Annotated in this window: 12 protein-coding genes and 1 pseudogene; 6 read left to right on the forward strand and 7 right to left on the reverse strand. The window is 65.2% G+C overall.

Translation table 11 applies throughout. The features are described from left to right. The first annotated feature begins 296 nt into the window (after positions 1-296). The gene (locus ACNQPL_RS20055; RefSeq protein ID WP_416467720.1) at positions 297-458 is read left to right on the forward strand and encodes a polymorphic toxin type 15 domain-containing protein; all 162 of its coding nucleotides are present in this window, start codon (positions 297-299) and stop codon (positions 456-458) included. A 123-nt stretch (positions 459-581) separates the two neighbouring features. Here the strand turns inward: ACNQPL_RS20055 and ACNQPL_RS20060 are convergent, their stop codons facing one another. Genes ACNQPL_RS20060 through ACNQPL_RS20080 form a run of 5 tightly spaced genes read right to left on the reverse strand, consistent with a single transcriptional unit; the run spans position 582 to position 6694 of the window. Beyond that, positions 582-1148 (reverse strand): nucleotidyltransferase family protein, encoded by a 567-nt coding sequence (locus ACNQPL_RS20060; RefSeq protein WP_416467680.1) that lies wholly within the window; start codon positions 1146-1148, stop codon positions 582-584. Next, positions 1145-2116, reverse strand: coding sequence for an XdhC family protein (locus ACNQPL_RS20065; RefSeq protein ID WP_416467681.1), 972 nt, complete (start codon positions 2114-2116; stop codon positions 1145-1147). The genes ACNQPL_RS20060 and ACNQPL_RS20065 overlap by 4 nt, the downstream gene beginning before the upstream one ends. A 3-nt stretch (positions 2117-2119) precedes the next feature. Next, positions 2120-3331, reverse strand: coding sequence for a cytochrome c (locus ACNQPL_RS20070; protein ID WP_416467682.1), 1212 nt, complete (start codon positions 3329-3331; stop codon positions 2120-2122). Positions 3332-3333: 2 nt separating this feature from the next. Next, positions 3334-3870 (reverse strand): (2Fe-2S)-binding protein, encoded by a 537-nt coding sequence (locus tag ACNQPL_RS20075; protein ID WP_241804480.1) that lies wholly within the window; start codon positions 3868-3870, stop codon positions 3334-3336. Next, the gene (locus ACNQPL_RS20080) at positions 3863-6694 is read right to left on the reverse strand and encodes a xanthine dehydrogenase family protein molybdopterin-binding subunit (RefSeq protein WP_416467683.1); all 2832 of its coding nucleotides are present in this window, start codon (positions 6692-6694) and stop codon (positions 3863-3865) included. The genes ACNQPL_RS20075 and ACNQPL_RS20080 overlap by 8 nt, the downstream gene beginning before the upstream one ends. A 277-nt stretch (positions 6695-6971) precedes the next feature. On the opposite strand from ACNQPL_RS20080, the gene dsbD reads away from it, so the two are divergent. The 3 genes from dsbD to dsbG are packed head-to-tail and all read left to right on the forward strand — an operon-like array spanning position 6972 to position 10283. Continuing rightward, the gene (dsbD, locus tag ACNQPL_RS20085) at positions 6972-8687 is read left to right on the forward strand and encodes a protein-disulfide reductase DsbD (RefSeq protein WP_416467684.1); all 1716 of its coding nucleotides are present in this window, start codon (positions 6972-6974) and stop codon (positions 8685-8687) included. Beyond that, the gene (locus ACNQPL_RS20090; protein WP_416467685.1) at positions 8687-9523 is read left to right on the forward strand and encodes a prolipoprotein diacylglyceryl transferase family protein; all 837 of its coding nucleotides are present in this window, start codon (positions 8687-8689) and stop codon (positions 9521-9523) included. Before dsbD ends, ACNQPL_RS20090 begins: the two co-directional genes overlap by 1 nt. A gap of 1 nt (position 9524) precedes the next feature. Then, a complete protein-coding gene (gene dsbG / locus ACNQPL_RS20095) occupies positions 9525-10283 on the forward strand; it encodes a thiol:disulfide interchange protein DsbG (RefSeq protein WP_346616214.1) in 759 nt (252 codons plus the stop codon). Between the two features lie 133 nt (positions 10284-10416). Here the strand turns inward: dsbG and ACNQPL_RS20100 are convergent. Next, a pseudogene (locus ACNQPL_RS20100) lies at positions 10417-10614 on the reverse strand (phosphopantetheine-binding protein); the annotation flags it as partial. 528 nt (positions 10615-11142) lie between these two features. On the opposite strand from ACNQPL_RS20100, the gene ACNQPL_RS20105 reads away from it, so the two are divergent. Next, the gene (locus tag ACNQPL_RS20105; RefSeq protein WP_416467686.1) at positions 11143-11901 is read left to right on the forward strand and encodes a hypothetical protein; all 759 of its coding nucleotides are present in this window, start codon (positions 11143-11145) and stop codon (positions 11899-11901) included. Continuing rightward, positions 11902-12603 carry an ATP-binding cassette domain-containing protein gene (locus ACNQPL_RS20110; RefSeq protein ID WP_416467687.1) on the forward strand — a complete coding sequence of 234 codons (702 nt, stop codon included), beginning with the start codon at positions 11902-11904 and terminating at the stop codon, positions 12601-12603. Positions 12604-12646: 43 nt separating this feature from the next. Here the strand turns inward: ACNQPL_RS20110 and ACNQPL_RS20115 are convergent, their stop codons facing one another. Next, a complete protein-coding gene (locus ACNQPL_RS20115) occupies positions 12647-25600 on the reverse strand; it encodes a non-ribosomal peptide synthetase (protein ID WP_416467688.1) in 12954 nt (4317 codons plus the stop codon). Between the last annotated feature and the right edge of the window lie 23 nt (positions 25601-25623).

Below are 25623 nucleotides of genomic sequence, written 5' to 3' on the forward strand. Positions count from 1 at the left end.
CGCCCGCGCGGCGCATCGCGGGCAAGCCCGCTCCTACATTTGTTGCAACGTGCCATGGCCTGATAGGCCATAGTTGTTAGCCTTGGTGGCTCGACGAGATTTTTCGGCTGGCACGGCTGCCGCCTCACCTGTCTTCAGTCATGCGCCAAGGCGGACAACTATGGCCTGACTGGAATGGCACGTTGCAACAAATGTAGGAGCGGGCTTGCCCGCGATGCGCCGCGCGGGCGGCGCTCGATCTCAAGGACGCCAAAGCAATCGCGTCAAGCCCCCAGAACGCACCCCAATCCCCGCCAATTAGCGCCGATAGAGACTTTTCCTACAACCTTCTCAGAAATGATTCGAGCATAGGGCCGCAATGGAGAAGCAGAATTCAGCACCTAAAGAATGCTGCCGAAAAGGCGTCAAGATCAGGCGCGGGATCAGTACCATTAAATGTGAAACTGCATAAATGCTAACCACCTGGTCTGCAGCGACTCGACGCCGAAGTGCATTTGATTCTGCTTTCGCAGATGGCGGACCTTCAGCCGTATGAACTCGACGAAGAGCAAGAAGAAAATGATTAGGCGAAACCACCCTGCTTACTGGTAAACCGCATCAGGCCGATCCACGTCCTGCAACACTCCGGGGTCCTCAACATCAAGCCTGATGCAATTCGCCGGGTGGGCCCTTACTACGGAACGCGCCCCTTCATCACCCGTCAGGCGTGAAAGCGCCGCCCAGAAATCGCGCCCGAACAACACGGGATGCCCCTGCCGCCCGTCATGCTGTGGCAACACAATGGTCGAGGCCCCAGCAGCCGATATGAGCTGGCCAAAAGTTGCCCGAGCGATCCAAGGCATGTCGCCCAACAGAATCGCCACCGCCTGTGCATCACTGTCGATCAGCGATGCAGTGCCAGCTGCCAAGCTGTGGCCCATGCCCAAAGCAGCCTGCGGGCTGGCAATGACCCGGCAACCAGCAGGCAACCCAAGGTCCTCTGCCCGCTCACCTTCGCGCAACACCACCCGTACATCACCGAACACCGAGCAAGCCCGCTCGACGCTGTGCACCAGCAAGCTGCGCCCATCGGCCAGGGTGGCGCGGCGCTTGTCACCCCCGAAGCGCACGCTGCGACCTGCCGCCAGCACCAGCGCGACGACCTTCACAGCGCCGCCCGGGTGATGCCGTTGCGCATCCGCAGGATATCGGCCAACACGGCCAATGCGATCTCCGCCGGGGTCTTGCTGCCCAGGTTCAGGCCGATTGGCGCGTGGATGCGCGCCAGCTCGTCGTCACCCAGGCCACCGATCCGCTGCAGGCGTGCGCGGCGCTTGTCGGAAGTGGCCTTCGAGCCCATCACGCCAATGTAGAACGCCTCTGTACGCACCGCTTCGAGCATGGCCAGGTCATCGATTTTAGGATCATGGGTCAATGCAACCACTGCGGTGTCGGCATGGCAACCCCCGTTGGCGATGAATTCCGACGGCAGTTCACGGCGCACTTCAATGCCCTCCAGCGCCACCCCTTCGAGCACTTCATCACGCGGGTCGCAAAGGATGACCTCAAAGCCCATGCCCTTGCCGAACTCGGCGCAATACTGCGCCACGCTGGAATAGCCCGCCAACAGCAGGCGCTGGGCAGCGCCGACCCGCAGCCGAACGCGGCTGCTTTCACGTTCGACGCGCGGGCCCTGGGCAGTGTCATTGCTGAGCTGGCGAGCCCCATCCGGCAGGCTCACCTCGCGCAGCAGGCGGCGCTGACCCTGCAGCGCACTGTGCAGCTCACGCAGGTGCCCCTGCACCTCGCAATCGGCCGGCAGGTTTTCCACCAGCACCTCGAGCACGCCGCCACAGGGCAGGCGAATGCTCGAACGCCGGTCACTGCCATCGCCATACCGCACGAGCGCCACTGGCTCGGGGAACTCGCCCAGGGCGACGCGCTCGAGGAAATCTTCCTCGACGCAACCGCCCGACAGCGAGCCCACCCACTGCCCGCCGTCGTTCACCGCCAGCAACGAGCCCGGCGCACGCGGCGCCGAGCCGTAGGTGGCGAGCACCGTGCACAACCATACCCGCTGGCCGTTACACGACCACTGCAACGCCTGGTGCACGACCTGCAGATCAAGATGCTGCACGCGTCACTCCGCCTTCAGCTCGGCGAGCTGCTGCACGTTCAGGTCACCGGGTAAACCACCCCAGGCCTGACGCAGGTAGTTGACCATGTCGGTGATCTGCTGGTCATTGAGCTTGTCGGCGAAACCTGGCATCGGCTGCATACGCTCGAAGCCGGTGAACTGCTGTTCGCGGATACCGTCGACAATCGCCTTGACCAGGTTGCGCGAGTCACCCTGGCGCAGCACCGTGTTGCCCTGCATGGCCACGGCGATATGCGGCTTGCCCTCGCCATCGACGCCGTGGCAGCCGGCGCAGACATTGAGGTACTGCTGGCGGCCGCGCTTGGCGCTTTCGGTCAACTGCTCCAGTGGCACTTCCTTGATTACCTTGGCCGCCGGCGGCTGGTCGCCCAGCAGGTAGGTGGCCATGGCGGCCAGGTCTGCGTCTTCCAGGTGCTGGGTGCTGTGGTGCACCACCGGGTACATCTCGTTGAACATGCTGCCCTGGGCACTGATGCCGTGTTTGAGGAAGGTGGTGAGGTCTGGCTGGGTCCAGCCGCGCTCGGCCAGGTCCTGGGCCAGCAGGCTCGGCGCCAGGTAGCCGTTGAGCAGGCCGCCGGTCAGGCGCTGGTCCTGCTGCAAGGCACCAATCGGGTTACGCGGGGTGTGGCACTCGCCGCAGTGGCCCATGACTTCGACCATGTACTGGCCGCGCTGCCAGGCCGGGCTCTTGCCCTGCGTGGGCTGCAGCTGCACGCTCTTGCCGTACAACATATTCCAGCCGGCCAGGCCCATGCGCACGTTGAACGGGAAGCTGAGCTTGGTCTCCGGCGCCGGGCGATTGATCGGCGGCACGGTCATGAGGTACGCCAGGATCGCATCCGAGTCTTCCCGGCTGATCAGGTGGTACGAGGTGTAAGGCATGGCCGGGTACAGGTTGGCACCGTCCTTGCGCTTGCCTTCGGTGACAGCAGCGAAGAACTCGTCGGCCGTGTAGTTGCCGATGCCGTACTGCTTGTCCGGGGTGATGTTGCTGCCGTAGATGGTACCGAACGGTGAGTGGATCGGCAGGCCACCGGCGTAGGGCGCGCCGCCCTCGGCAGTGTGGCAGGCCATGCAGTCGGCGGCGCGGGCGAGGTATTCCCCGCGCTTGACCTGTGCCTGGTCCTGCGCCTGGGCAGCCATCGATACGACAAGGCCAAGCGCCAGCGCCAGACCGGAACGAACGAACGCCATGCTCAACCCTCCTTGACCAGGCCGAGGTCGTTGAGGACCGTGCGGGTAGCGTCGTAGTAACGCACGTAGCCGGTGCAGCGGCAGATATGGTGCCCCAGGCTCTCTTCGATGCGGTCTTCCAGCTCACTCTTCTTCACAGGCTGGCGCTGGGCATTTTCCACCAGCACGGTCGCGGCGTTGACGAACCCTGGTGCGCAGTAGCTGCACTGGAAGGCGAACAGGTCGACGAACTTCTGCTGGATCGGGTTCAGCGTGAAGTTGCCGGCCTCGTCCTGCTTGGCGTGGCTCTCGATGGTGCGGACCTTCTTGCCGGTAAAGTAATGCGCGCCGGTGATGCAGGTGCGCACTTCTTCGCTGGTGCCATCGGGGTTGTCGACGATCACCACGCAGGCGTGGCAGATGCCCTGGCCGCAGCCCAGGCGCGAGCCGGTGAGGTTCTGGTGTTCGTGCAGGTAGTCGATCATCGCCAGGTCATCGGGGACCTCGACCGGACCGACAGGTTGACCGTTGAGGGTCAGTTGAAGCGGACGGTTAGCCATGGAGGGCCTCCTTGATGCGGGCTGGAGTAATCGGAAGGTCGCGCACGCGTTTGCCAATGGCATGGGCCACGGCGTTGCCGATGGCACCGACCACCGGGATCATCACCACTTCGGCGATGCCCTTGGACGGGTCGGTTGGCGACAGCGGCGGGAGGATCTCGGACGTCTGCTTCCACACCGCCACGTCTTTGGCACGCGGCAGGCGATAGCGGTTGAAGTTCCAGTCGCCCTCCCCCGGGCCGCCTTCATGCAACGGCATCTCTTCGGTCAGCGCATGGCCGATGCCCATGGCGATACCGCCTTCGAGCTGGCCTTTGACCAGTTCTGGCACCAGCACGCGGCCGCACTCGACCCAGCTGTGGTGGTTGAGCACCTGGACTTCACCGCTGCCCTTGTTGACCTTCACTTCGACGATGGTCGCCACCGGGCTGTAATAAGTGACCATGGCGTTGTTCAGCTGGGTGGCCGGGTAGGCCGCGTTCTGCCGGTCGAGCAGGTGGAAGCCGTTGCTGGTCATCTGTGCTTTCTTGGCATTCGGCGCACCGTCGCCGTACTTCACGGCCACGGCATCGAGCGGGAAGCGCTCGCGCACGCCGTCGATGACGAAGTCGGCCTCGGCCCAGCTCCAGCGGTTGAAACCGTGCACGCTGACGCCGGTGACCAGGCCCATTTCGTGGGCTTTCTTCGCCAGTTCAGCGAACGGAATCGGCGCCAGGCCGTTGCCGGTCAGCTCGCCGTTGACCCACACCGCGTTCTCGCGGCGCACCACCAACGGGTTGGCCTGGCCACCGAACGGGCCTTGGCGCCACAGGGCCATGGCGGCTGGCCACAGGCCGTGATTGAACAGCACACGCGCCGCTTCACGGGTGGCGTGGCTGAAGTAGAAGGCCGAGTTGGTGGCCGACGATGGCGATGCCAGCTTGCCAACCCAGCGCGGGTCGCGCAGCGCAGCGTCCTGCTCGGCCTGGCTGATCAGGTACGGGTTGCCGCTGGTGGTCAGTTGCAACTCCGGCCATTCGGTGGCGGCGGTCTTGACCTCATCGGCCGAGCGGCCGAGGAAGTCACTCACCACCAGCGCCTGGGAGGTCGACATGCCAGTGCCCAGCTCGGTGCCGATGTGGCGCAGGCTGATGCGGCCATCGGCAGTGAACTCGATGCTGGCCATCGGCGCTTCGGAACCGGTGCCGAAGTCCTTCTGGCAGATGGCGAAACCGACACCGTACCAGTGGTCCTGGTCCTTGGCGTCCATCTCGCGCTTGCGCGCGTCACGGTTGCGCCACCATTCATGGGCAGCGGCCTTGTCGAGAATCTCGTGCAGGCGCAGGGCACCCGCGGGCACTGCGCCCTGGGTGTTCTTCATGCCCGACTTCAGCGCATTGGCGCGGCGCAGGTCGATGGCATCGACGCCCAGGCGCCCGGCCACTTCGTCGACCATCATCTCGGTGGCAGCCATGGTCTGCAGGGTGCCGTAGCCACGCATCGAACCGGCCTCGACACCACGCGAGTGATACGCGGTGACGGACAGGTCGTTCTGCGGCATGTAGTAGATCGACTGCGCCGCCGTGGCGCCCACCGCAGCCACCGACGGGCTGTAGTTGATGCGGCCACCGCCGTCGCAGGTCATGTCGGCGCGGAAGATCTTGAAGCTGTTGTCATTCTTGTCCACTGCCAGCTGATAGCGAATATCGAAGGCATGGCGCTTGATGCCACTCTGGAACTGCTCGTAGCGGTCGTTGGCCAGGCGGATCGGCACACCGGCGCCATACAACGCGGCCACTGCGGCATAGAACACGAAGATGTTGTTGTCCTTGGAGCCGTACCCCACGGTGTAGCCCGGGTGCACGTTGAGCTGCTTCAGGCCGAAGCGCGACGGCTTGATCATGTGCACGCATTCCTGCGCCACTTCGAACGGGCACTGGGTAGCGACCACGAAGTGCAGCGTGCCGGTTGCCGCGTCGTACCAACCGTTGCCGTTGTCGGGCTCCAGCGCGGCCGGCTCGATGGACGGCGTCTTGTAGCGCTCGTCGAACACCAGCCAGTCTTGCGGCGGGTTGCCCAGTTGCTCATCGATGCGCTTGGCGTGGAACAGGCCTTGCTCGGTGAGGTCGCCATGCTGGTTGGGCGCCTTGGACCACACCGGCTTGCGGTTGAGGATGGTCGGGAACAGCATGGTGTTCTTCAGGCTGGAGAACGCGTCCTCGTCGAACGGCGTGGCACCGCCAACGCGCACGAAACGGAAGCTGCCGTAAGGGTCACGCTGGTACAACGGCGCCTGGGCGCCATAGCGGATCGCCTTATCGTTGAACTGCAGCTTGCGCTTGGCCTGGCGGAAGCGCTCGAAGTCGCTCCAGATCAGGATCGCCACCGGGTGGCCGATGAACATCGGCACCTTGCCGGGCGGCAACAGCGGGTCGGGCGAATGGGCTTCAGGCCAGGCGATACCGTCCTTTTCCAGGTCGGCGGCGGTGACGATGCGGTCCGGCTGCAGCTCGGCGCCCAGCCAACCCAGGTCGTAACCTTCGTAGATGCGGTCGGCCTTGGTGGTCTTGAGCAGCATGGCGTGGCCTTGCTGGGCGGGCCAGCCGGGCATGTCTTTGGCGCGAATGTCGCGGGCGAAGACCTTGTTGCCGCATACCTTGGACAACGCGTCGTTACGGAAACGCGCCTTGCCGTCATGGTTCATCCACTTCTGCGGCGAGGTGGTGACACGGTCCTCCATCAGCGCGGCGAACGCCTGGCTGCCGAGCGGCGCCATGGTCACGCCGACACCGGCGATCAGGCCACCTTGCAGGAAGGAGCGCCGGGAAATATCACGGTTGGACATGCTTGATCCTCTGGGCAGAACGATGCCTGCCCATCTTTTGATTCTTGTGCAGGGAAACTGAGGGGGCAGTGGGCGGCTTGGCGGGCCACCCACAAAAAACTGACTTTCACGTCAACTTTACAGCAATCTGCCAGGTGTTGGCAAAGTCAACCTGACAGTATGTCGCGGTGTGTCCAAGCCGGCCCTGGCCCGGCAGCACTGTCTGCACCAACGGTTAACCTTGGGTTAATCGTCTCAGGCCAGCATGGCCTGCGTTCACATCTGCCAAGGCGAAGACATGCGCGTCCTCCTGCTCTTCCTGACATTACTGCTGGCCGGCCCGTTGCAAGCCAACCCGTTCCAGGCCAAACCCGACTTCCTGCCGGTCAACCAGGCCTTCGTCCTCACCCATGACCGCCAGGCCGACGGCCAGATGCGCCTGTACTTCCAGATCAAGCAGGGCTACTACCTCTACCAGAAGCGCCTGAAGTTCGATGGCCTGCCGGCCGACCAGCAGCCGCAACTGCCCCCTGCCCTGAACCACCACGACGAGTTCTTCGGCGACAGCGCGGTGTACCGTGATCAGCTGGAACTGCTGCTGCCTGCCAACGCTCAGGGCCAGCTGCGCCTGGGTTGGCAGGGCTGCGCCGATGCCGGCCTGTGCTACCCGCCGCAAACTACCGTGATCGACCTCGGTGGCAGTACCGCACCGATGGCTGACCAGGCCAGCGACCAAGCCTTGGCCAGTGGCCTGCAGAGCGCCAGCCTGGGCTGGAGCCTGCTGGCGTTCTTCGGCCTTGGCTTGCTGCTGGCCTTCACCCCCTGCTCGCTGCCGATGCTGCCGATCCTTGCCGGCCTGGTGCTGGGCAATGGCGCCAGCGCGCGCCGTGGGTGGGTGCTGGCCGGGGTCTACGTGCTGAGCATGGCGCTGGTTTATGCAGCGCTGGGCGTAGTCGCCGCGCTGCTGGGCGCCAGCCTGCAGGCCTGGCTGCAGCAGCCGTGGTTGCTGGGCAGCCTGGCGGCGCTGTTCGTGTTGCTGGCCTTGCCCATGTTTGGCGCCTTCGAATTGCAACTGCCCGCCGCCCTGCGTGATCGCCTGGACCGCGCCGGGCAGGCGACCCGGGGCGGCAACCTGTACGGTGCGGCGCTGCTGGGCGCGCTGTCCGGGCTGCTGCTGGGCCCATGCATGACCGCGCCGCTGGCCGGCGCGCTGTTGTACATCGGGCAAAGTGGCGATGTGCTGCAAGGCGCACTGGTGCTGTTCAGCCTTGGCCTGGGCATGGGCTTGCCGCTGCTGTTGCTGGTAACCGTCGGCAACCGCTACCTGCCGCGCCCGGGCGCCTGGATGAACCGGGTCAAGGGGGTGTTCGGCTTCGTGTTCCTGGCCATGGCGCTGTACACCGTGCGCAGTCTGATCGCCGCGCCACTGCTGCTGGCCTTGAGTGGCGCCTGGCTGGTTGCCCTGGGCTGGGCCATGTGGCCGGCGCTGCAACGCTTGCCTGCCTTGCGCGCAGTGCCGCTGCTGGGGGCGCTGTGGGGTGGCCTGCTGCTGGTCGGCGCTGCGGCCGGCGGCGATGACCTGTGGCAGCCGCTGCGCCCATTCGCCGGCGGCGGCGCAACGGCGGCCCCGCAGCAACATGCAGAAGACGCGTTTATCACCGTCAGCCGCCCGGAAGACCTGCAACGTGAGCTGGAGGCGGCCAAGGCCCGTGGCCAGTGGGTAATGATCGACTACTATGCCGACTGGTGCGTGTCGTGCAAGGTCATGGAAAAGCAGGTGTTCGCCCGTGGTGATGTGCAGGCGAGCCTTGCCGGCGTGCACTTGCTGCGCCTGGACGTAACCGCCGACGCGCCGGCCAGCCGCGCACTGCTGCAACGCTACCAGGTACCCGGCCCGCCCAGCATTCTCTGGCTCGGCCCGGACGGCGAGGAACGCCGCGCGCGGCGCATCACCGGTGAGGTGGATGCGGCCGCGTTCCTGCAACACTGGGCGCAGACCAGGAGCCAAGGTTGATGCTGACGGTAACGCTGGGGCCACTGACCATGGCCCTCAATCATCTGTTGATGCTGGCCGCCCTTGGCATTGCCAGCTTGGTCGGCTGGTGGGTCGCGCGGCGCGGCGGCGAGAGCCCGGAATCGGCGCTGTTCAACCTGTTCCTGATCGGCCTGCTTTGCGCCCGTATCGGCTTTGTGGTGACCTACTGGCCGATGTACCGGGACGACCTGCTGCAGATCATCGACATCCGTGACGGCGGTTTTCTGCTCTGGTCGGGGCTGATCGGCATCGTGCTCGCTACCCTCTGGCAGGGCTGGCGCCACCCCGGCCTGCGCCGCCCCCTGGGCTGGGCCTTGTTCAGTGGTGCGCTGTTCTGGGGCCTCGCCAGTCTGGGCAGCCACCTGTACAGCAAGGGCACCGAGCTGCCCGAGTTGAGCCTGCGCAATGCTGGCGGGCAATCGGTCGCGCTGCACAGCTACCGCGGCAAGCCGCTGGTCATCAATATCTGGGCCACCTGGTGCCCGCCATGCCGGCGGGAAATGCCAGTCCTGCAACAGGCCCAGGGCGAGTATCCCCAGGTGACCTTCCTGTTCGTCAACCAGGGTGAGACGCCAGAAACCGTCAGCACCTTCCTGGCCACCACCGGCCTGAGCCTGACCCATGTGCTGTTCGACGGCACCGGCGTACTGGCCCAGCGGGTCGGCTCGATGGCCTTGCCCACCACACTGTTCTACGACGCCAACGGGCGGCTGGTCGGCAGCCACCTGGGCGAGCTGTCCAGGGCCAGCCTGCGCCATGCGCTGGAACCTTTCGACCGGGCCGCCGCGCCCGCCCCTGCCGCACAAGGAAACTGACATGCGATTGACTGCACTGCTGCCTCTCTCCCTGGCCCTGCTGGCCGCCCCATGGGTACAGGCTGAAGACCTGCCCAAGGCGGTCCAGCAACTGCAAGCCAAGGGCGCCGTGATCAAGGGCAGCTTCGACGCCCCCAACGGTTTGCGCGGCTATGCCGCCGAGTACCACAACAACGGCATTGCCCTGTACCTCACGCCCGACGGCAAGCACGTGCTGGTCGGCAGCCTGTTCGACGAACAGGGCCAGGACCTGAGTGCCGAACCGCTGGAAAAACTGGTGTACGGGCCGATGTCCAAGGCCATCTGGGCCAAGCTGGAAAAGACCAGCTGGATCGCCGACGGCAAGGCCGATGCGCCGCGCAAGGTGTACCTGTTCAGCGACCCGAATTGCCCATACTGCAACATGTTCTGGCAACAGGCGCGGCCCTGGGTGGAATCGGGCAAGGTGCAGCTGCGCCATATCATGGTCGGCATCATCCGCGAGGACAGCCCAGGCAAGTCAGCGGCATTGCTGGCCGCCAAAGACCCGGCCAAAGCGCTGGAGCAGCATGAAAAGGCCGGCAAGGCGAGCACGCTGAAGGCGCTCGCCACGGTGCCGGACGCGGTACAGCAGAAGCTGGCGGGGAACATGGCCTTGATGGAAGAAATGGGCTTGCAGGCAACCCCGGCTATCTTCTATCAGGATGAACAGGGCAACCTGCAGAGCCAGCAAGGGGCACCGCGGCCGGAGATGCTGGGGAAGATCCTCGGCAAACGCTGAATTATCAGGCGGTCGCACCGGCCTCATCGCCGGCAAGCCGGCTCCCACAAATACCCCACACAACTCATGGACTGTGCTGTACCTGTGGGAGCCGGCTTGCCGGCGAATGGGGCGCAAAGCGCCCCCAGCTTTTCTAGAGCCCTTCAAGCTCGGCCATCAGGTCACTCAACCGATCCACCTTGCCCTCATCCAGCACACTGCCCTGCAGCCCGCGCACGTACTCAGCCAACTCCTCCACCGTGCTGCACTCGAACATCGCCCGCAGCGGCACGTTGAGCTGCAGCTGTTTCTGCACCCTCGAGGCCATCTGCGTGCTCAGCAGCGGCTTGCCCGCTTACGTTAGAAACGCCAGCCTCGCTATAAGCGAATCCAAAAAAGTGATTTGCTAAATTACACATCTCGCAACACTCCTCTGGCGCCCCCGCAATTAAACACCACTTCCACCCCATCACGATGAATAGAGTGCTGGCCCACCCTAAAAACGGAAGGTTCTTACATACATAAAAGCATCGACGATGCCAGCAAATCAAAATCAGTTTAGAGACAGGAAAAGTCCGAAGAACGCTCCTACAACAACACACTTAACCAAACAACAAAAATCCACAAGCACCCCACTCAACCACAAACTTTCGTTGACACATAGAAGTCATACCTTTACACCTACAGCCACTCGCACATTTCGAAAAACAACAAAAACAAGGAGAAATCATGAATACCGAGCTTCGCACCAACGCCATGGCATTGCCTTCCGATAACAATTGCGAATGGAAGCGGAATTTTTTACCTGCACCTCTTCAATAATTTTCGCCCAACGCATTACACCCGAACGACGCCCAAAATTTCAATACAGTGCCTTCCCATGAAACGACGTTCAGCCACCTTATTTTTAAACACCAACAAAATCATCACTATCACGACAATATTGATCACCGAGCACACCCGAGAACCCACTGCACTTTTATGGTCAGCCATCGCACCCTGTCTACTGTTCGTGATAACCACCCTGCAACACCCAACCCCCGACGTGACTACGCAGTCGTATGCCGCATCGGCCGCATGGTTTTATTCGTACATTTCCGCCAGCGTCGCTTTTTTTGGATTCAGCTTTTACTTGATCGGCAGAAGAGAAAGCGGCTTTGTTCGATCCTTCATTTATGAGCACAATTCAATCCTGCGCTTTTTGCTAGCGCACTCTTTCAGCTATTCAATAATAAGCACTGCCTATGCATCACTCTTCTACCTTATAACCAAACCTTTTTACGGAAATTACTCGGTCGTTGAACTGCTGCATTTACTGGCATGCTTTTATACCAGCTACCTGCTATTCACCTGCATCGGACTCGGCATAGCGGCACTGCCTATCAAATTCAGTACGGCCAGCACGCTGTTTTCGCTGATGTCATTTCTTATGCTGATATCGGGATACTCAGGGGCAACGCAAAGCCTCATGACCTCGCACTCGCTGATCCTGCTCAACCCCCTATACTTGAGCACGCGGCTATTTAACAACGAACTCCCCTTGCTCAGCAGTTTTGTGGCAACACTGGCCGCTGCACTGAGCGCACTCTACTTCACGGGACGATATTTCAGAATACAGCCCATTTGGAGCCGCTATTAAATGATCATCCTAGAAACACAAAATTTAAGCTTTGGCCATGACAGTAACACCTTGATTGACAGCCTGGCACTGCACGCCAAACAGGGCGAATCAATAGGCATACTAGGCTGCAATGGCGCAGGAAAAACAACGCTCTTCGACCTCATTTGCGGAATAAAGAAACCCACGAACGGGACAATCTTCAACGCCTCCCAAAGAACGGCTTATCTCACCCAAATTATCACGCCACCACCCTTACTACGAATGCATGAAATCGGCAGACTGATCAGCAGCCTGAACGCCAACACCCCACCCAGTCACGCTGAAATTCTATCAAGATTAACTCAATGGTCGCCGTCACTGTCCAAGCGATACACTGATATCTCCCAAAAAAAAGCCTCCACTTGCAGTTATGGAGAAATTCGCAGTTTTTTTACTTTAACCCTGCTGCTGCAGGACACTGACTTGATCATCCTCGATGAACCCACGGCTGGCGTGGACCCTGAATTTCGCCATTTCATATGGGTTGGCATCCATAACGCATGCCGAGAAGGTGCTTGCGTGCTCGTTTCTTCGCATTACACAGAGGAGATCACGGCAAATTGCCACCGCTTTTACATGCTTGCTAACAGGCGCCTGGAGGCCTTCAATAGCGGCGAAGAGTTCATGGCCCGCCATCGCGCCAAATCGCTTGATGAAGCGTTCATCAATGCCTCGCTGTGACAATCTCAGCCACAAAAAGGGGCGCAAAGCGCCCCCCGCTTTTCTAGAGCCCTTCAAGCTCGGCCATCAGGTCACTCAACCGATCCACCTTGCCCTCATCCAGCGCACTGCCCTGCAGCCCGCGCACGTACTCAGCCAACTCCTCCACCGTGCTGCACTCGAACATCGCCCGCAGGGGCACGTTGAGCTGCAGCTGTTTCTGCACCCGCGAAGCGATCTGCGTGGCCAGAAGCGAATGCCCGCCCAGCTCGAAGAAGTTGTCGTGCACCCCTACCCGCTCGGCCTTGAGCACGTCGGCCCAGATGCCGGCGAGCACCGTTTCCAGCTCGTCACGCGGGGCCAGGTAGGCCTGGCTGTGCTGGCCGCCGATGTCGATGGCTGGCAGGGCCTTGCGGTCGAGCTTGCCGTTGGCGTTGTGCGGCAGGCTGTCGAACCAGCCCCAGTGCAGCGGCACCATGTACTCCGGCAGCTCGGCGCGCAGGCGTAGCTTTATCTGCTCCAGCAGGGCGGCGTCGGCCGAAATACCTTGGTGAGCCACCAGGTAGCCGACCAGGTGCTTGCCATTGACGCCATCCTGCACGCCTACGGCGGCATCGCGGATCTCCACCTGCTCGTGCAGGCGGGCTTCGATCTCGCCCAGCTCGATGCGGTAGCCGCGGATCTTCACCTGGTGGTCGATGCGCCCGACATATTCGAGCACGCCATCCGGGCGCTGCCGCGCCAGGTCACCGGTGCGGTACAGGCGCTCGCCCGGCGAACCCTGCGGGTGCGGAATGAATGCCAGGGCAGTGCGCACCGGGTCACCCACATAACCGCGGCCCACGCCAGTGCCGGCGACGCACAGCTCGCCGACCGCGCCCAGCGGCACCAGGGCCTGATCCTCGCCGTACAGGTACAGGCGGTTATTGTCGGTCGGCGTGCCGATCGGCAGGTAGCTGCCGCGGGTTGAGGCCGGGTCTACGCGGAAGAACGCCACGTCGTCCGAACATTCAGCCGGCCCGTAGGCATTGACCAGGCCGATGCCCGGGTAACGTTGCAGCCATTGCGCGGCCAGCTCCGGCGGCATGGCCTCGCCAGTGGGCAGCATCCAGCGCAAGCCGTCCAGGGCCTGGTGATCGTTGGCCAGCATGCCCTGGATCAGCGACGGCACGCTTTCCAGCACGGTGATGCCAGTGGCCTGCACATGCGCCAGCAGGCCTTGTGGATCATGGGCGATAGCGTTCGGCACGATCTCGACCTTGGCGCCGAACAGCGGCGCGGCGAGGAACTGCCAGACCGAGATGTCGAAGCTCTGCGAAGCCGTCTGGGCGATCACGTCGTGCTCGCTCAGCGCCAGGTACGGCACCTTGCTCAGCTGGTTGTTGAGCATGCCGCGCTGCTCGACCATCACGCCCTTCGGCAAACCGGTCGAACCGGAGGTGTAGATCACGTAGGCGAGGTTGTCCGGCCCGCTGTGGATGCCTGGGTTGTGGCTGGCGATGCTGCTCGCCTGCACCTCTTCCCATACCAACAACTGCGGGCGTGCCACCCCCGCCAACTCGTCCAGCAACTGCCGCGCCTGCCCGGCACAGGCCGCGCTACACACCAACACTGGCGTACGGCTGAGCTCGACGATGCGCTGCAGGCGCGCCGACGGCAGGCCTGGGTCCAGCGGCAGGTAACCGGCGCCGGCCTTGAAGCTGCCGACGATCATGCCCAACAGCGGCAAGCCGCGCTCGGCCAGCAGCGCCACCGGCTGGTCAAGGGTAAAGCCCGCAGCCACCAGGGCGTGGCCGAGGCGGTTGGCCGCCAGGTTCAGCCCGGCATAGTCGTAGCTTGCCTCCAGGCAACGGGCCACGGTGCGCTCGGGGTGCGCGGCGACCTGCGCTTCGAACTGCGCCACGTAGCTCTGCTCCAGGGCGTAGGCACGCGCGGTGCGGTTGCAGTCGTCGAGCAGGAAGCGCTGCTCGTCCTCACCCAGCAACGGCAAATCGCTGACCTCCCCTTCAAAGCCCTGCACCAACGCCAGCAGCAGGCGTTTGAACTCGGCCAGCAGGCGCTCGACGGTGGCATGGTCGAAGTAACGCTGGTCATACGACAGGTGCAGGCCCAGGTCGTCGCCCGGGTAGCACACCGCCGTCAACGGGAAGTTGGTGTGGGTACGGCCCGAGTCGGAGCTGGCGTTCAGGTGCTGGGCATGGTCGAGCACCGCAGTTTCCACCGGGGCGTTCTCGAACACGAACAGGCTGTTGAACAGCGGCTGGCCCTTGGGCAGTTCGCTGCATTCCTGGATCGTCACCAATGGCAGGTACTCGTACTCGCGCAGCTCCATGTTGCGTTCCAGCAGGCCTTGCAGCCACTGGCGCACACTGCGGCGTTGGCCAGGCTCGGGCAGTTGCACACGCAGGGCGACACTGTTGATGAACAGGCCGACGGTGCGCTGCATCTGCGGCATGCTCACCGGGCGCCCAGCCACGGTCACGCCAAAGGCCACGTCGCGCTCGCCGCTGTAACGGGCCAGCACCAGGGCCCAAGCCGCCTGTGCGAACGTGTTGATAGTCAGCTGATGGGCTTGGGCCAGTTCCCGCAGACGCACACCATCACTGACCGCCAGGCGGGTGTAGCAGTCGCCGACGACCATGCCGTCGCCGGCGTGATCGTTGCGCAGCGGGCGGTCGCTGGGGAGCGCCGTGGCGCGTTCGAAGCCGGCCAGGTTGGCCTGCCACCAGCCACGCGCTTCGTCGAGGTTCTGGCGTTGCAGCCAGCCGATGTAGTCGCGGTAGCGCGGCGGCACCGGCAGCTGGGCCTGACGGCCTTCGCCAAGGGCCTGGTAGAGCTCGAAGAAGTCGTTCATCAGCAGCGAACGGCACCAGGCATCGATGAGGATGTGGTGGTTGCTCATCATGAACCAGTAGCGCTCGTCCGCCACGCGCACCAGGCGCAGGTGGAACGGCGCCTCGTGCAGCAGCTCGAAGCCGGCCTCACGCTCCTGCTTGTGCAGGGCCTGCAGGCGCTGTTCCTGGGCGGCGTCGTCGAGGCCACGCCAATCCTGGTAGTCCACCGGTGTGTTGCCCGGCTTGTGAATGATCTGCAGCATCGCTTCGCCGGCGCTCCAGCTGAACGACGCACGCAGGGCCTCATGGCGCGCCACCACGGCCTGCCAGGCCTGGGTGAAGCGCTGGGGGTCGAGCGCGCTGTTGATGCGGTAGCGGTCCTGCATGTAGTAGATGCCGGTGCCCGGCTCCAGCAGGGTGTGCAGCAGCAGGCCCTCCTGCATCGGGGTCAGTGGGTAGACGTCTTCGATCTGCGCGGCCGGGATCGGCAGCGCGTCGATCTGCTCCTGGCTCAGGTGCGCCAGCGGGAAGTCCGACGGCGTGAAGCTGCCGTTGCCATCGGCCAGGCAGTGGCCGACCAGGGCCAGCAGCTCCTGGCGATAGGCCTCGGCCAGGTGGGCGATGGTCTGTTCGTCGAAGCGCTCGCGGCTGTAGGTCCAGCGCAGTTGCAGGGCACCGCCGTAGACCTGGCCGTCAACACTGAGCCAGTTTGGCAGTGGCGCATCCAGGTCATGGGCCAGGCCTGCCGGGGCATCCAGCGGCTGGAACAACGCTGCAGCATCGAACTGCTGGTCGAACTGGCCCAGGTAGTTGAAGGTGATGCGTGCCTGCGGCAGTGCGGCCATGCTTTCGCGCCCGGCGTCGTCAGCCAGGTAGCGCAGCACCCCGTAGCCTTGGCCTTTGTGCGGCACCTGGCGCAGCTGTTCCTTGATCCGTTTGATCGAGGTGGCGCGGGCACTGTCGCCGTCACCGGCCTGCGGGTTCAGGCGCAGCGGGTAGGCATTGGTGAACCAGCCGACGCTGCGGGTCAGGTCCATGTCTTCGAACAGGCCGTCGCGCCCGTGGCCTTCGAGCTGCACCAGCACTTCGTCGTCACCGGTCCAGCGGCACAGGGTGCGCGCCAGGGCGGTCAGCAGCAGGTCGTTGACCTGCGTGTGATAGGCCGCCGGGGCCTGTTGCAGCAGCTGACGGGTCTGCTCCACGTCCAGGCCGATGGCCAGGGTGTCGGCATGCCGATGCAGGTTGCCGCCCTGCGGGTGATCGCACGGCAGCTCATGGCGTACATCGCCCAACTGGGCTTGCCACCAGCCAAGTTCGTCGCGCAGCGAATCGCTGCCGGCATAGCTGGCCAGGCGCGCGGCCCAGTCGGCCATGGCGTGGGTCTTGGCCGGCAGCGGCTGGCCACGGTATAGCGCCTGCAGGTCTTCGAGCAGCACGCGCCAGGACACACCGTCAACCACCAGGTGATGGACCGCCAGCAGCAGGCGCTGGGCGCCCTGCCCGTCGCTGACCAACAAGGCCCGCAGCAACGGGCCTTGCGCCAGGTCCAGGCTGCGTTGCACGTCGGTGTACAGGGCCTGACAGTCATTGAAGTCGGCCACTGTGGCGGTCCACAGCAGCTGCTCGCCGGTGGCGGCGGCGAATTCGCCCTGCCAGCGGCCACTGCCCTGGGTGAAGCGCAAGCGCAGGCTGTCATGGTGCGCCACCAGCGCGGCCAGGGCCTGTTCAAGGGTGGTGCTGTCCAGCGGCTGCCGGGCCTCCAGCAATACCGCCTGGTTCCAGTGCTGCGGCTGGGCCACGTCGCTGTCGAAGAACCAGTGCTGGATCGGCGTCAGGCCGCTGCGGCCCTGGCGCGGGCCCTGCTCGATGCTGCTCGGTGCCGCGCTGCGGCTGACCACGGCGGCGAGGGTCTGGATGGTCTGGTGCTGGAACAGGTCGCGCGGGGTGAACTGCAGGCCCAGCTGGCGGGCACGGCTGACCACCTGGATGGACAGGATCGAGTCGCCGCCCAGTTCGAAGAAGTTGTCCTGCACGCCCACCCGGGGAACGTTGAGCACATCGCGCCAGATCTGCGCCAGTTGCTCTTCAAGCTCATTGGCTGGCGCCTGATAGTGCTGGCGCGCCAGTTCAAGATCGGGCATCGGCAGGGCACGGCGGTCGAGCTTGCCGTTGCCCATCAGCGGCAGGCTGCCCAGCAGCACCAGGTGCGCCGGCACCATGTAGTCCGGCAGGTGCTGGCGGGCATTGGCCTTGACCGCTTCGCGCAGCAGGGCCTGGGCCTCGCTGTCGGCGCCGGCCTGCTTGCACACCAGGTAGCCCACCAGTTGCTTGCCACCTGGCAAGTCGAGGGCCAGGACCACGGCCTCATCGACGTCGGCATGGTCCTGCAGGCGGCTTTCGATTTCGCCGAGCTCGATGCGGAAACCGCGGATCTTCACCTGCTGGTCGGCACGCCCGACGTACTCCACCAAGCCGTCGGCGCGCAAGCGCACCAGGTCGCCGGTGCGGTACAGGCGGCCACCGTCATGGCTGAACGGGTCGGCGACGAAGCGCTCGGCGCTGAGGCCCGGGCGGTCGTGGTAACCCTGGGCCAGGCCGGCACCGCCGACGTACAGCTCGCCGATGCCACCTTGTGGCAGCAACGCCAGGTCGTCATCGAGGATGTAGGCGCTGCGCGCACCCAGCACCTGGCCGATCGGCACACTGCCGGCGTCAGCGGGCAACGTGTCTGGCGCCAGACAGGCCAGCGGCATGACCACGGTTTCGGTCGGGCCGTAGGCGTTGAAGAACTGTTGCGGGGTGAACGCCTGGCGGATGCGTGTCAGGTGCTCGCCCGTCAGCGCTTCGCCGCCGGTGATGACCAGGCGCACCGGCAGTTGCTCGCCTTGCCCGGCGAGGTACTGGGCCAGCTGGCTGCCATAGCTTGGGGTAAAACCGAGGATACTCACCCGTTGCTCGCGCACCAGTTGGCAGATCTCTTCGGCGCCCCATTGGCCCTGGGCGCGCAGCACCACACGGGCGCCGCACAGCAGCGGCACCAGCAGGCGTTCGCTGGCCGCGTCGAAGTTGATCGAATAGAAGTGCAGCTCGCAATCGTCGCTGCGCATGCGGAAGGCGTCGATCACGGCCTGGCAGTGCATGGCGATTTCCCCGTGGCTGACCACCACCCCCTTGGGCTTGCCGGTGGAGCCGGAGGTGTAGATCAGGTAGGCCTGGTGTTGCGGCAGGTTGAGGTTGTCCAACGCCGCGTCACTGTAAGCGCACAAACTCGGGGCGTCGTCCTCCAGGCTCCAGCGCGCCACGCCTTCGGGCAACTCGCCAAGGGTTTCGAGCAGCGCGCGCTGGCTCAGCAGCAGGCCGATGCGGCTGTCCTCGATCATGTAGCGCAGGCGGTCGAGCGGGTATTCCGGGTCGAGCGGCACGTAGGCGCCGCCCGCCTTGAGAATGGCCAGCAGGCCGACGACCATTTCCAGCGAACGCTCCAGCGCCAGGCCCACGCGCACCTGCGGGCCGACACCGCGTTCGCGCAGGGCACGGGCCAGGCGGTTGGCCTGCTGGTCGAGCTCGGCATAGCTCAGGTGCTGGCCGGCGAAGGTCAGCGCGCCGGCTTGCGGCGTGCGCGCAGCCTGGGCGGCGAACAGGCCATGAAGCGTCTGGTCGAGGGCGTAGTGATGGTGGCCCTGCAACTGGCCGATCATTACCTGCTGCTCGGCCTCGGCCAGCATCGGCAGCTCGCACAGGCGCTGCTGCGGGTCATCCAGCAGGCCGACCAGCAATTGCTGCCAGTGCTCGGCCATGCGCGCGATACGCGGCGCGTCGAACAGGTCGCGGCTGTAGGTCAGGCAGCAGCCCAGACGGCCATCGAGGTCGGTTACTTCCAGGTACAGGTCGAACTTGGTGGCGCTGGCGTCATTGACCAGATAATCCACGCGCATGCCGGCCAGGTCGCGGCTTTGCTGGAACGCCCAGCGCTGCACGTTGCACATGACCTGGAACAGCGGGTTGTATGCACTGCTGCGTGGCGGCTGCAAGGCTTCGACCAGTTGATCGAAGGGCAGGTCCTGGTGCGACTGGCCTTCGATGGCGGCCTGGCGCACCTGGTCAAGCAGTGCGGCGGCAGTCATTTGCCCGTCCAGCTCGCAGCGCAGCACCTGGGTGTTGAGGAAGGCGCCAATCAGCCCTTCGCTTTCCGGGCGAATGCGGTTGGCCACCGGCGCGCCGATGCGCAGGTCGCGCTGGCCGCTGTAGCGGTGCAGCAATGCGGCCAGGGTGGCGGTCATGGTCATGAACAGGGTCAGCCCGCGCTGGCTGTTGAAAGCATGCACCCGGGCGACCAGCGCCGGGTCCAAGTCGAAGCGGTACAGCTCGCCACGGTGGCTCTGTACCGCCGGGCGTGGGCGGTCGGCGGGTAGTGCCAACACCGGGTGCTCATCGCCCAGGCGGGCTTTCCAGTAGGCCAGCTGGCGTGCGCCCTCGCCGCCTTCCAGCCACTGGCGCTGCCATACGCTGTAGTCCAGGTACTGCACCGGCAGTGGTTCGAGCGGCGACTCGCGCTCGTCGACGAACGCTTCGTACAGTTCGCCCAATTCGCGGGCAAAGATGTCCATGGCCCAGCCTTCGGTGACGATGTGGTGCAGGGTCAGCACGAAGTAATGCTCACGCTCCTCGGCCTTCACCAGGCAGGCGCGCAGCAGCGGGCCGCGCTCAAGGTTGAAGGGCTGGTGCGCCTGCTCGTCGGCCAGTTGCTGCAGGCGCTGCTGGCGGGTTGGGGCAGGCAAGGCGCTGAGGTCTTGCCAGTCCAGCTTCACGGCGCTGTCATCCGCCACGCACTGGTAGGCTACGCCATCGATGGCGGGGAACGTGGTGCGCAGGGTTTCGTGGCGCACGATCAGCGCCTGCAGCGCACGCTCGAAAGCATCTACATGCAGCGTGCCACGCAGCCGCGCCATGCCGCCGACGTTGTACGCCGGGCTGTCCGGCTCCATTTGCCAGAGGAACCACATGCGCTGCTGTGCGTACGACAGCGGCACGGCCTGGCGGCGGTCGACACGGGAGATATCGCCGTGCAGGTTCCGCTCGCCGGCATCGCGGATGCGCGCGATCTCGCTGCAGAAGGCAGCCAGCTCACTGGCCTCGAACAGCACCTTGAGCGGCAGTTCGACGTCACACGCCTGGCGGGTGCGCGAAACGATCTGGGTCGCCAGCAGCGAGTGACCGCCGAGGGCGAAGAAGTCGTCGTGCAGGCCGATGCGCGGCAGGTTGAGTACTTCGCGCCAGATCGCGGCGACCTGCTGTTGCAGCGCGGTGTGCGGCTCGACGTGCTCGCGCTGCTGCCAGACCGGTGCCGGCAGCGCCTTGCGATCGACCTTGCCGCTGGGGCCCAGTGGCATGCAGTCGAGCGCAATCAGCTGCGCCGGCACCATGTAGGCCGGCAGGCGCTCTGCCAGGTTGGCCAGCAGCTTATCCGCCGGTGCGGCGCCGCTGTAGTAGCCGACCAACTGGGCGCCGACGGCGTCCTGGTGGATCAACACCAGTGCCTGTTCGACGCCCGGCTGGCCGAGCAGGCAAGCCTGCACTTCTTCAGGTTCGACACGGAAGCCCCGCACCTTCACCTGTTGGTCCAGGCGGCCAAGGTACTCCAGGGCTTCGGCCTGCACCTGCCAGCGGGCACGGTCGCCGCTGCGGTACAAGCGCTGGCCGTTGCCATCGGCCTGGGGCACGAAGCGCTCGGCGGTCAGGCCTGGGCGGCCCAGGTAGCCACGGGCAAGGCCGGCGCCACCCAGGTATAGCTCACCCGGCACGCCTGGAGCGGCCAGTTGCAGGTCGGCATCGAGCACACGGCAGATCACGTTGCCCAGCGGGCGGCCGATGGGCGAGCGCTCGGCATCAGCAGCCTGGCAGTGCCAGTGGGTGACGTTGATGGCGGTTTCGGTCGGCCCATAGCGGTTGTGCAGCTGTACCTGTGGCAGCAGTTGCAGCACGCGGTCACGCAGGCTCGCAGGCAACGCCTCACCGCCCGAGAACAGCCGGCGCAAGCTGCTGCAGCCCGCAGCCAACGGCTCTTGCACGAACACCTGCAACAGCGGCGGCACGAAGTGCAGCGTGGTTACCTGATGCTGCTGCACCAGCGCGGCGATGCGCTGCGGGTCACGGTGTTCGCCGGGGCCGGCCAGCACCAGCTTGCAGCCGGTGATCAGCGGCCAGAAACACTCCCACACCGACACGTCAAAGCTGATCGGTGCCTTCTGCATCAGCACGTCGCTGTCATCCAGCGCATAAGTAGCCTGCATCCACTGCAGGCGCTCGGCCAAGGCGGCATGGGTATTGCCCACGCCTTTGGGCTGGCCGGTGGAGCCGGAGGTGTAGATCACGTAGGCCAGGTTGTCACCGTGCAGGTGCAGGCCTGGCGCCTGGCTTGGCCAGCTGTCCAGGTGCAACTGGTCGAGGGCGATGGCGCTGACGCCGTCGACCTGCGGCAAGCTGGCGAGCGTGCCGCTGTTGCTCAGCAGCAGGCTGGCCTGGCAGTCGCGCAGCATGTAGGCCAGGCGTTCGGCCGGGTAGTCGACGTCCAGCGGCACGTAGGCGCCGCCCGCCTTGAGGATGGCCAGCAGGCCCACCAGCAGCTGCGGCGAGCGCTCGATGGCGATGGCCACGCAGGTGTCGGGGCCCACGCCTTTGTCGCGCAGGTAATGGGCCAGGCGGTTGGCTTGCTGGTGCAGTTCGGCGTAATCCAGGCTGCCACCTTGCCAGGCCAGTGCGGTGCGTTCCGGGGTCTGGCGCGCCTGTTCGTTGAGTTGCTCGACCACCAGACGCTGCGGCGCCGGCGCCGGTGCCTGGCCCCAGGCGAGCAATTGCTGGCGGCTTGGCTCATCCAGCAAGTCGACATCGCCCACGGCCAATTGCGGCTGGGCGCACACCTGCTCGAGCAGTGCCAGCAGGTGCTGGGCCAGGCGTTTGACGGTGCTTTCGGCGAACAGCTCGGCGGCGTAGTCGAAGGCCAGGCTCAGGCGGCCCAGGTGGTCTTCTTCGCTGTGCAGTTGCAGGTCGAACTTGGCTTCGCGGCTGTGCCACGGCAGCTCTTCGGCCAGCAGCCCCGGCAGGCGGCGCAACGCCGAGAGGTCGCGTTGCTGGTGGTTGAACATGACCTGGAACAGGCCTTGCTCACGGGCGTCAGGCAGCGCTTCGAGCAGTTGCTCGAAGGGCAGGTCCTGATGGGCCTGGGCATCGAGGGTGGCCTGGCGCACCTGAGCCAGCAGTTCGCTGAACGGCAGGCGACCGTCCAGTTGCGCACGCAGCACTTGGGTGTTGATGAAGAAGCCGACCATGCCTTGGGTTTCCTGGCGCGGGCGGTTGGCGTTGGGCACGCCGACGCGGATGTCGCCCTGGCCGGTGTAGCGGTGCAGCAGGCCTTGCCAGGCCGCCAGCAGGACCATGAACAGGCTGGCCTGCTGTTCGCGGGCCAGGCCTTTGAGGGCGTCGGTGAGCCGGGCTGGCACTTTCAGGTTCAGGCGTGAAGCACGGTTGTGCTGCTGGCTGGTGCGTGGCTGGTCAGGGTGCAGGTCGAGCACGGGCGACGTATCGCCGAGCCGGGCCTTCCAGTAGGCCAGTTGGCGCGAACTTTCGCCCTCGGCCAGCCACTGGCGCTGCCAGTTGCCGTAGTCGGCATAGCCCAGTGGCAGCGGCGCCAGCGAGGCTTCCAGGCCCTGGCAGCGGGCGGCGTAGAGTTTGCCGAACTCGTCGAGCAGAATGTTCAGCGACCAGCCGTCGGCGACGATGTGGTGCAAGGTCACCCACAGCTGATGGTCTTCATCGTCCAGCTGCGCCAGGGTCACGCGCAGCAGGGGGCCTTGGGTCAGGTCGAACGGTTGCTGCGCTTCTGCTTCGCGGCGCTCGGCTACTTGCGCATCAGCCAGCCCTTGCAGGTCGAGGCGGTGCAAGGTGAATGGCTGCTCGGGCTGGATACGCTGCAGGGCCTGGCCGTCTGCTTCGCTGAACACCGTGCGCAGCGCTTCGTGGCGCGCCACCAGCGCCTGGAACGCGGCTTCCAGCGCGGCAGGGTCCAGCTCGCCGCGCAGGTGCAGGCCGGCAGGAATGTTGTAGGCCGCCGAGTGCGGCTCCAACTGCCACAGCAGCCACAGGCGGTTTTGCGCCAGCGACTGCGGCAGGGCCTTGCCACGGTTCAAGGTGGCGATGGCTGCCGTTTCTCGGCCGCCTCCGGCGAGGGCTGCCGCCACTGCGGCGCAGTAATCGCTCAGCACCGGCGCTTCGAACAACACGCGCAGGCCCAGCTGGATACCGAGCTCATCGGACAGGCGCGCGGTAGCCTGGGTGGCGGCGATGGAGTTGCCGCCCAGCAGCAGGAAGTGGTCATCGGCGGCGACCGACTCGGCCTTCAGAACCTCGCGCCAGATGCCGGCAATGCGTGCCTGCAGGCCATCGCGGGCGGCGGCGGCCGCGGCCGGCTCGGTAGCGGCCGGGAAACGCGCATAGCAATCGAGGCTGCCGTCGTTCATGCGCAAGCGGCATGCAGTACGCTGCAGCTTGCCGCTGGACGTCTTGGGCAGCGCACCCGGGTTCAGCAGCAGGACCACGGCAGGCGCCTGGCGGCAGGCATCGGCGATGACCTGGCGCAGCGTCTTGATCAGCGCTTCGGGCGTGACCGTCTTCTGCACGTTGCGGCTGATTTCCACCGCCACGCCAACGCCCTCTTCGCCTTGGTCGTCGACGGCAAACACCGCCACCCGGCCCTTGCGCAGCACATCGACTTCACGCTCCAGGGTTTTTTCCAGGTCCTGCGGGTAGAGGTTCTGGCCCCGCACGATCAGCATGTCCTTCAGGCGCCCGGTGACGAACACTTCGCCCTCGCGCATGAAGCCCAGGTCCCCGGTGCGCAGCCAGGTCTGGCCGTCCATTTCGACGAAGGTGCGCGCACTGGCCTCGGGGTTGCGCCAGTAGCCCAGGGCGATGCTCGGGCCGCCGGCCCAGATCTCGCCGACCCGGTTGTCACCCAGCACCTCCTGGCGCTGCGGCTCGACAATGCGCACCGCATGGCCTGGCTGCGGGTAGCCGCAGCTCATCAGCACACTGCCCTGGCCGGCTTCGGCGCGGTTGGCAGCGAACGCCTCGGCATCCAGTTCCAGCGCGCCGATGCCCTGGCCACGCCGGCTGCCGCTGACGAACAAGGTCGCCTCGGCCAGGCCGTAGCTGGCAAAGAAGCTGTCGGGTGTGAAGCCGCAGGCGGCGAACTTTTCGGCGAAGGTGGCCAGGCTGTCCTGGCGGATGGGCTCGGAGCCGGAGTAGGCCACGCGCCAGCGGCTCAGGTCGAGGCCGGCCAAGGCCGCCGCGCTGACCCGTTCGCTGCACAGGCGGTAGGCGAAGTCCGGGCCACCACTGATGGTGCCGCCGTACTCGCTGATCGCCTGCAGCCAACGCTGCGGCCGGGCGAGGAAGTAACCTGGCGACATCAGCACGCACGGCACGCCGCTGAAAATCGGCTGCAGCAGCCCGCCAATCAGGCCCATGTCATGGTACAGCGGCAGCCAGCTGACGATCACGTCATCGGGGTTGAGGTCGATACCGAAGCCATGACGGATCAGTTGTTCGTTGGCCACCAGGTTGCCATGGCTGACCTGCACGCCTTTGGGCAACGCGGTGGAACCTGAGGTGTACTGCAGGAAGGCGATGTCGTCGCCGGCCAACGCCGGTTCGCGCCAGACGCTGGCCAGCGCCGGGTCCAGGCCATCCACCGCCAGCAGTTCAGGGGCATTGTCGGCGGCCAGGGCTTCCAGGCCCTGAAGGCTGTCGCGCAGCGCCGTCACGGTCAGCAGCAGGCGCGGCTCGGCGTCGTGAATGATCGACAGCAGGCGCTCCTGGTGATGCTGACGCGACGACTCCGGCGGATAGGCCGGCACGGCAATCACACCCGCATACAGGCAGCCGAAGAACGCCGCCACATAGTCCGGGCCGCTGGGGAACAGCAGCACGGCACGCTCACCGAACCCGGCGCGCGCCTGCAAGGCGGCGGCGATGGTGCGCGCGCGCAGGTCCAGGTCCCGATAGCTGAGCACGGCCTGCTCGGCGGGGGCATCGGCCAGAAAGCGCAAGGCGATGCGGTCCGGGGTTTGCGCAGCGCGTTGCGCCAGGGCCTGGACCAGCGAGAGCGGGAGTTCGAAGGCGTCCGTCATGGGGTGTTCCTGCCAGTGTCTGG

It is taken from the genome of Pseudomonas sp. LFS044, from assembly GCF_047978245.1.
GTDB lineage: Bacteria > Pseudomonadota > Gammaproteobacteria > Pseudomonadales > Pseudomonadaceae > Aquipseudomonas.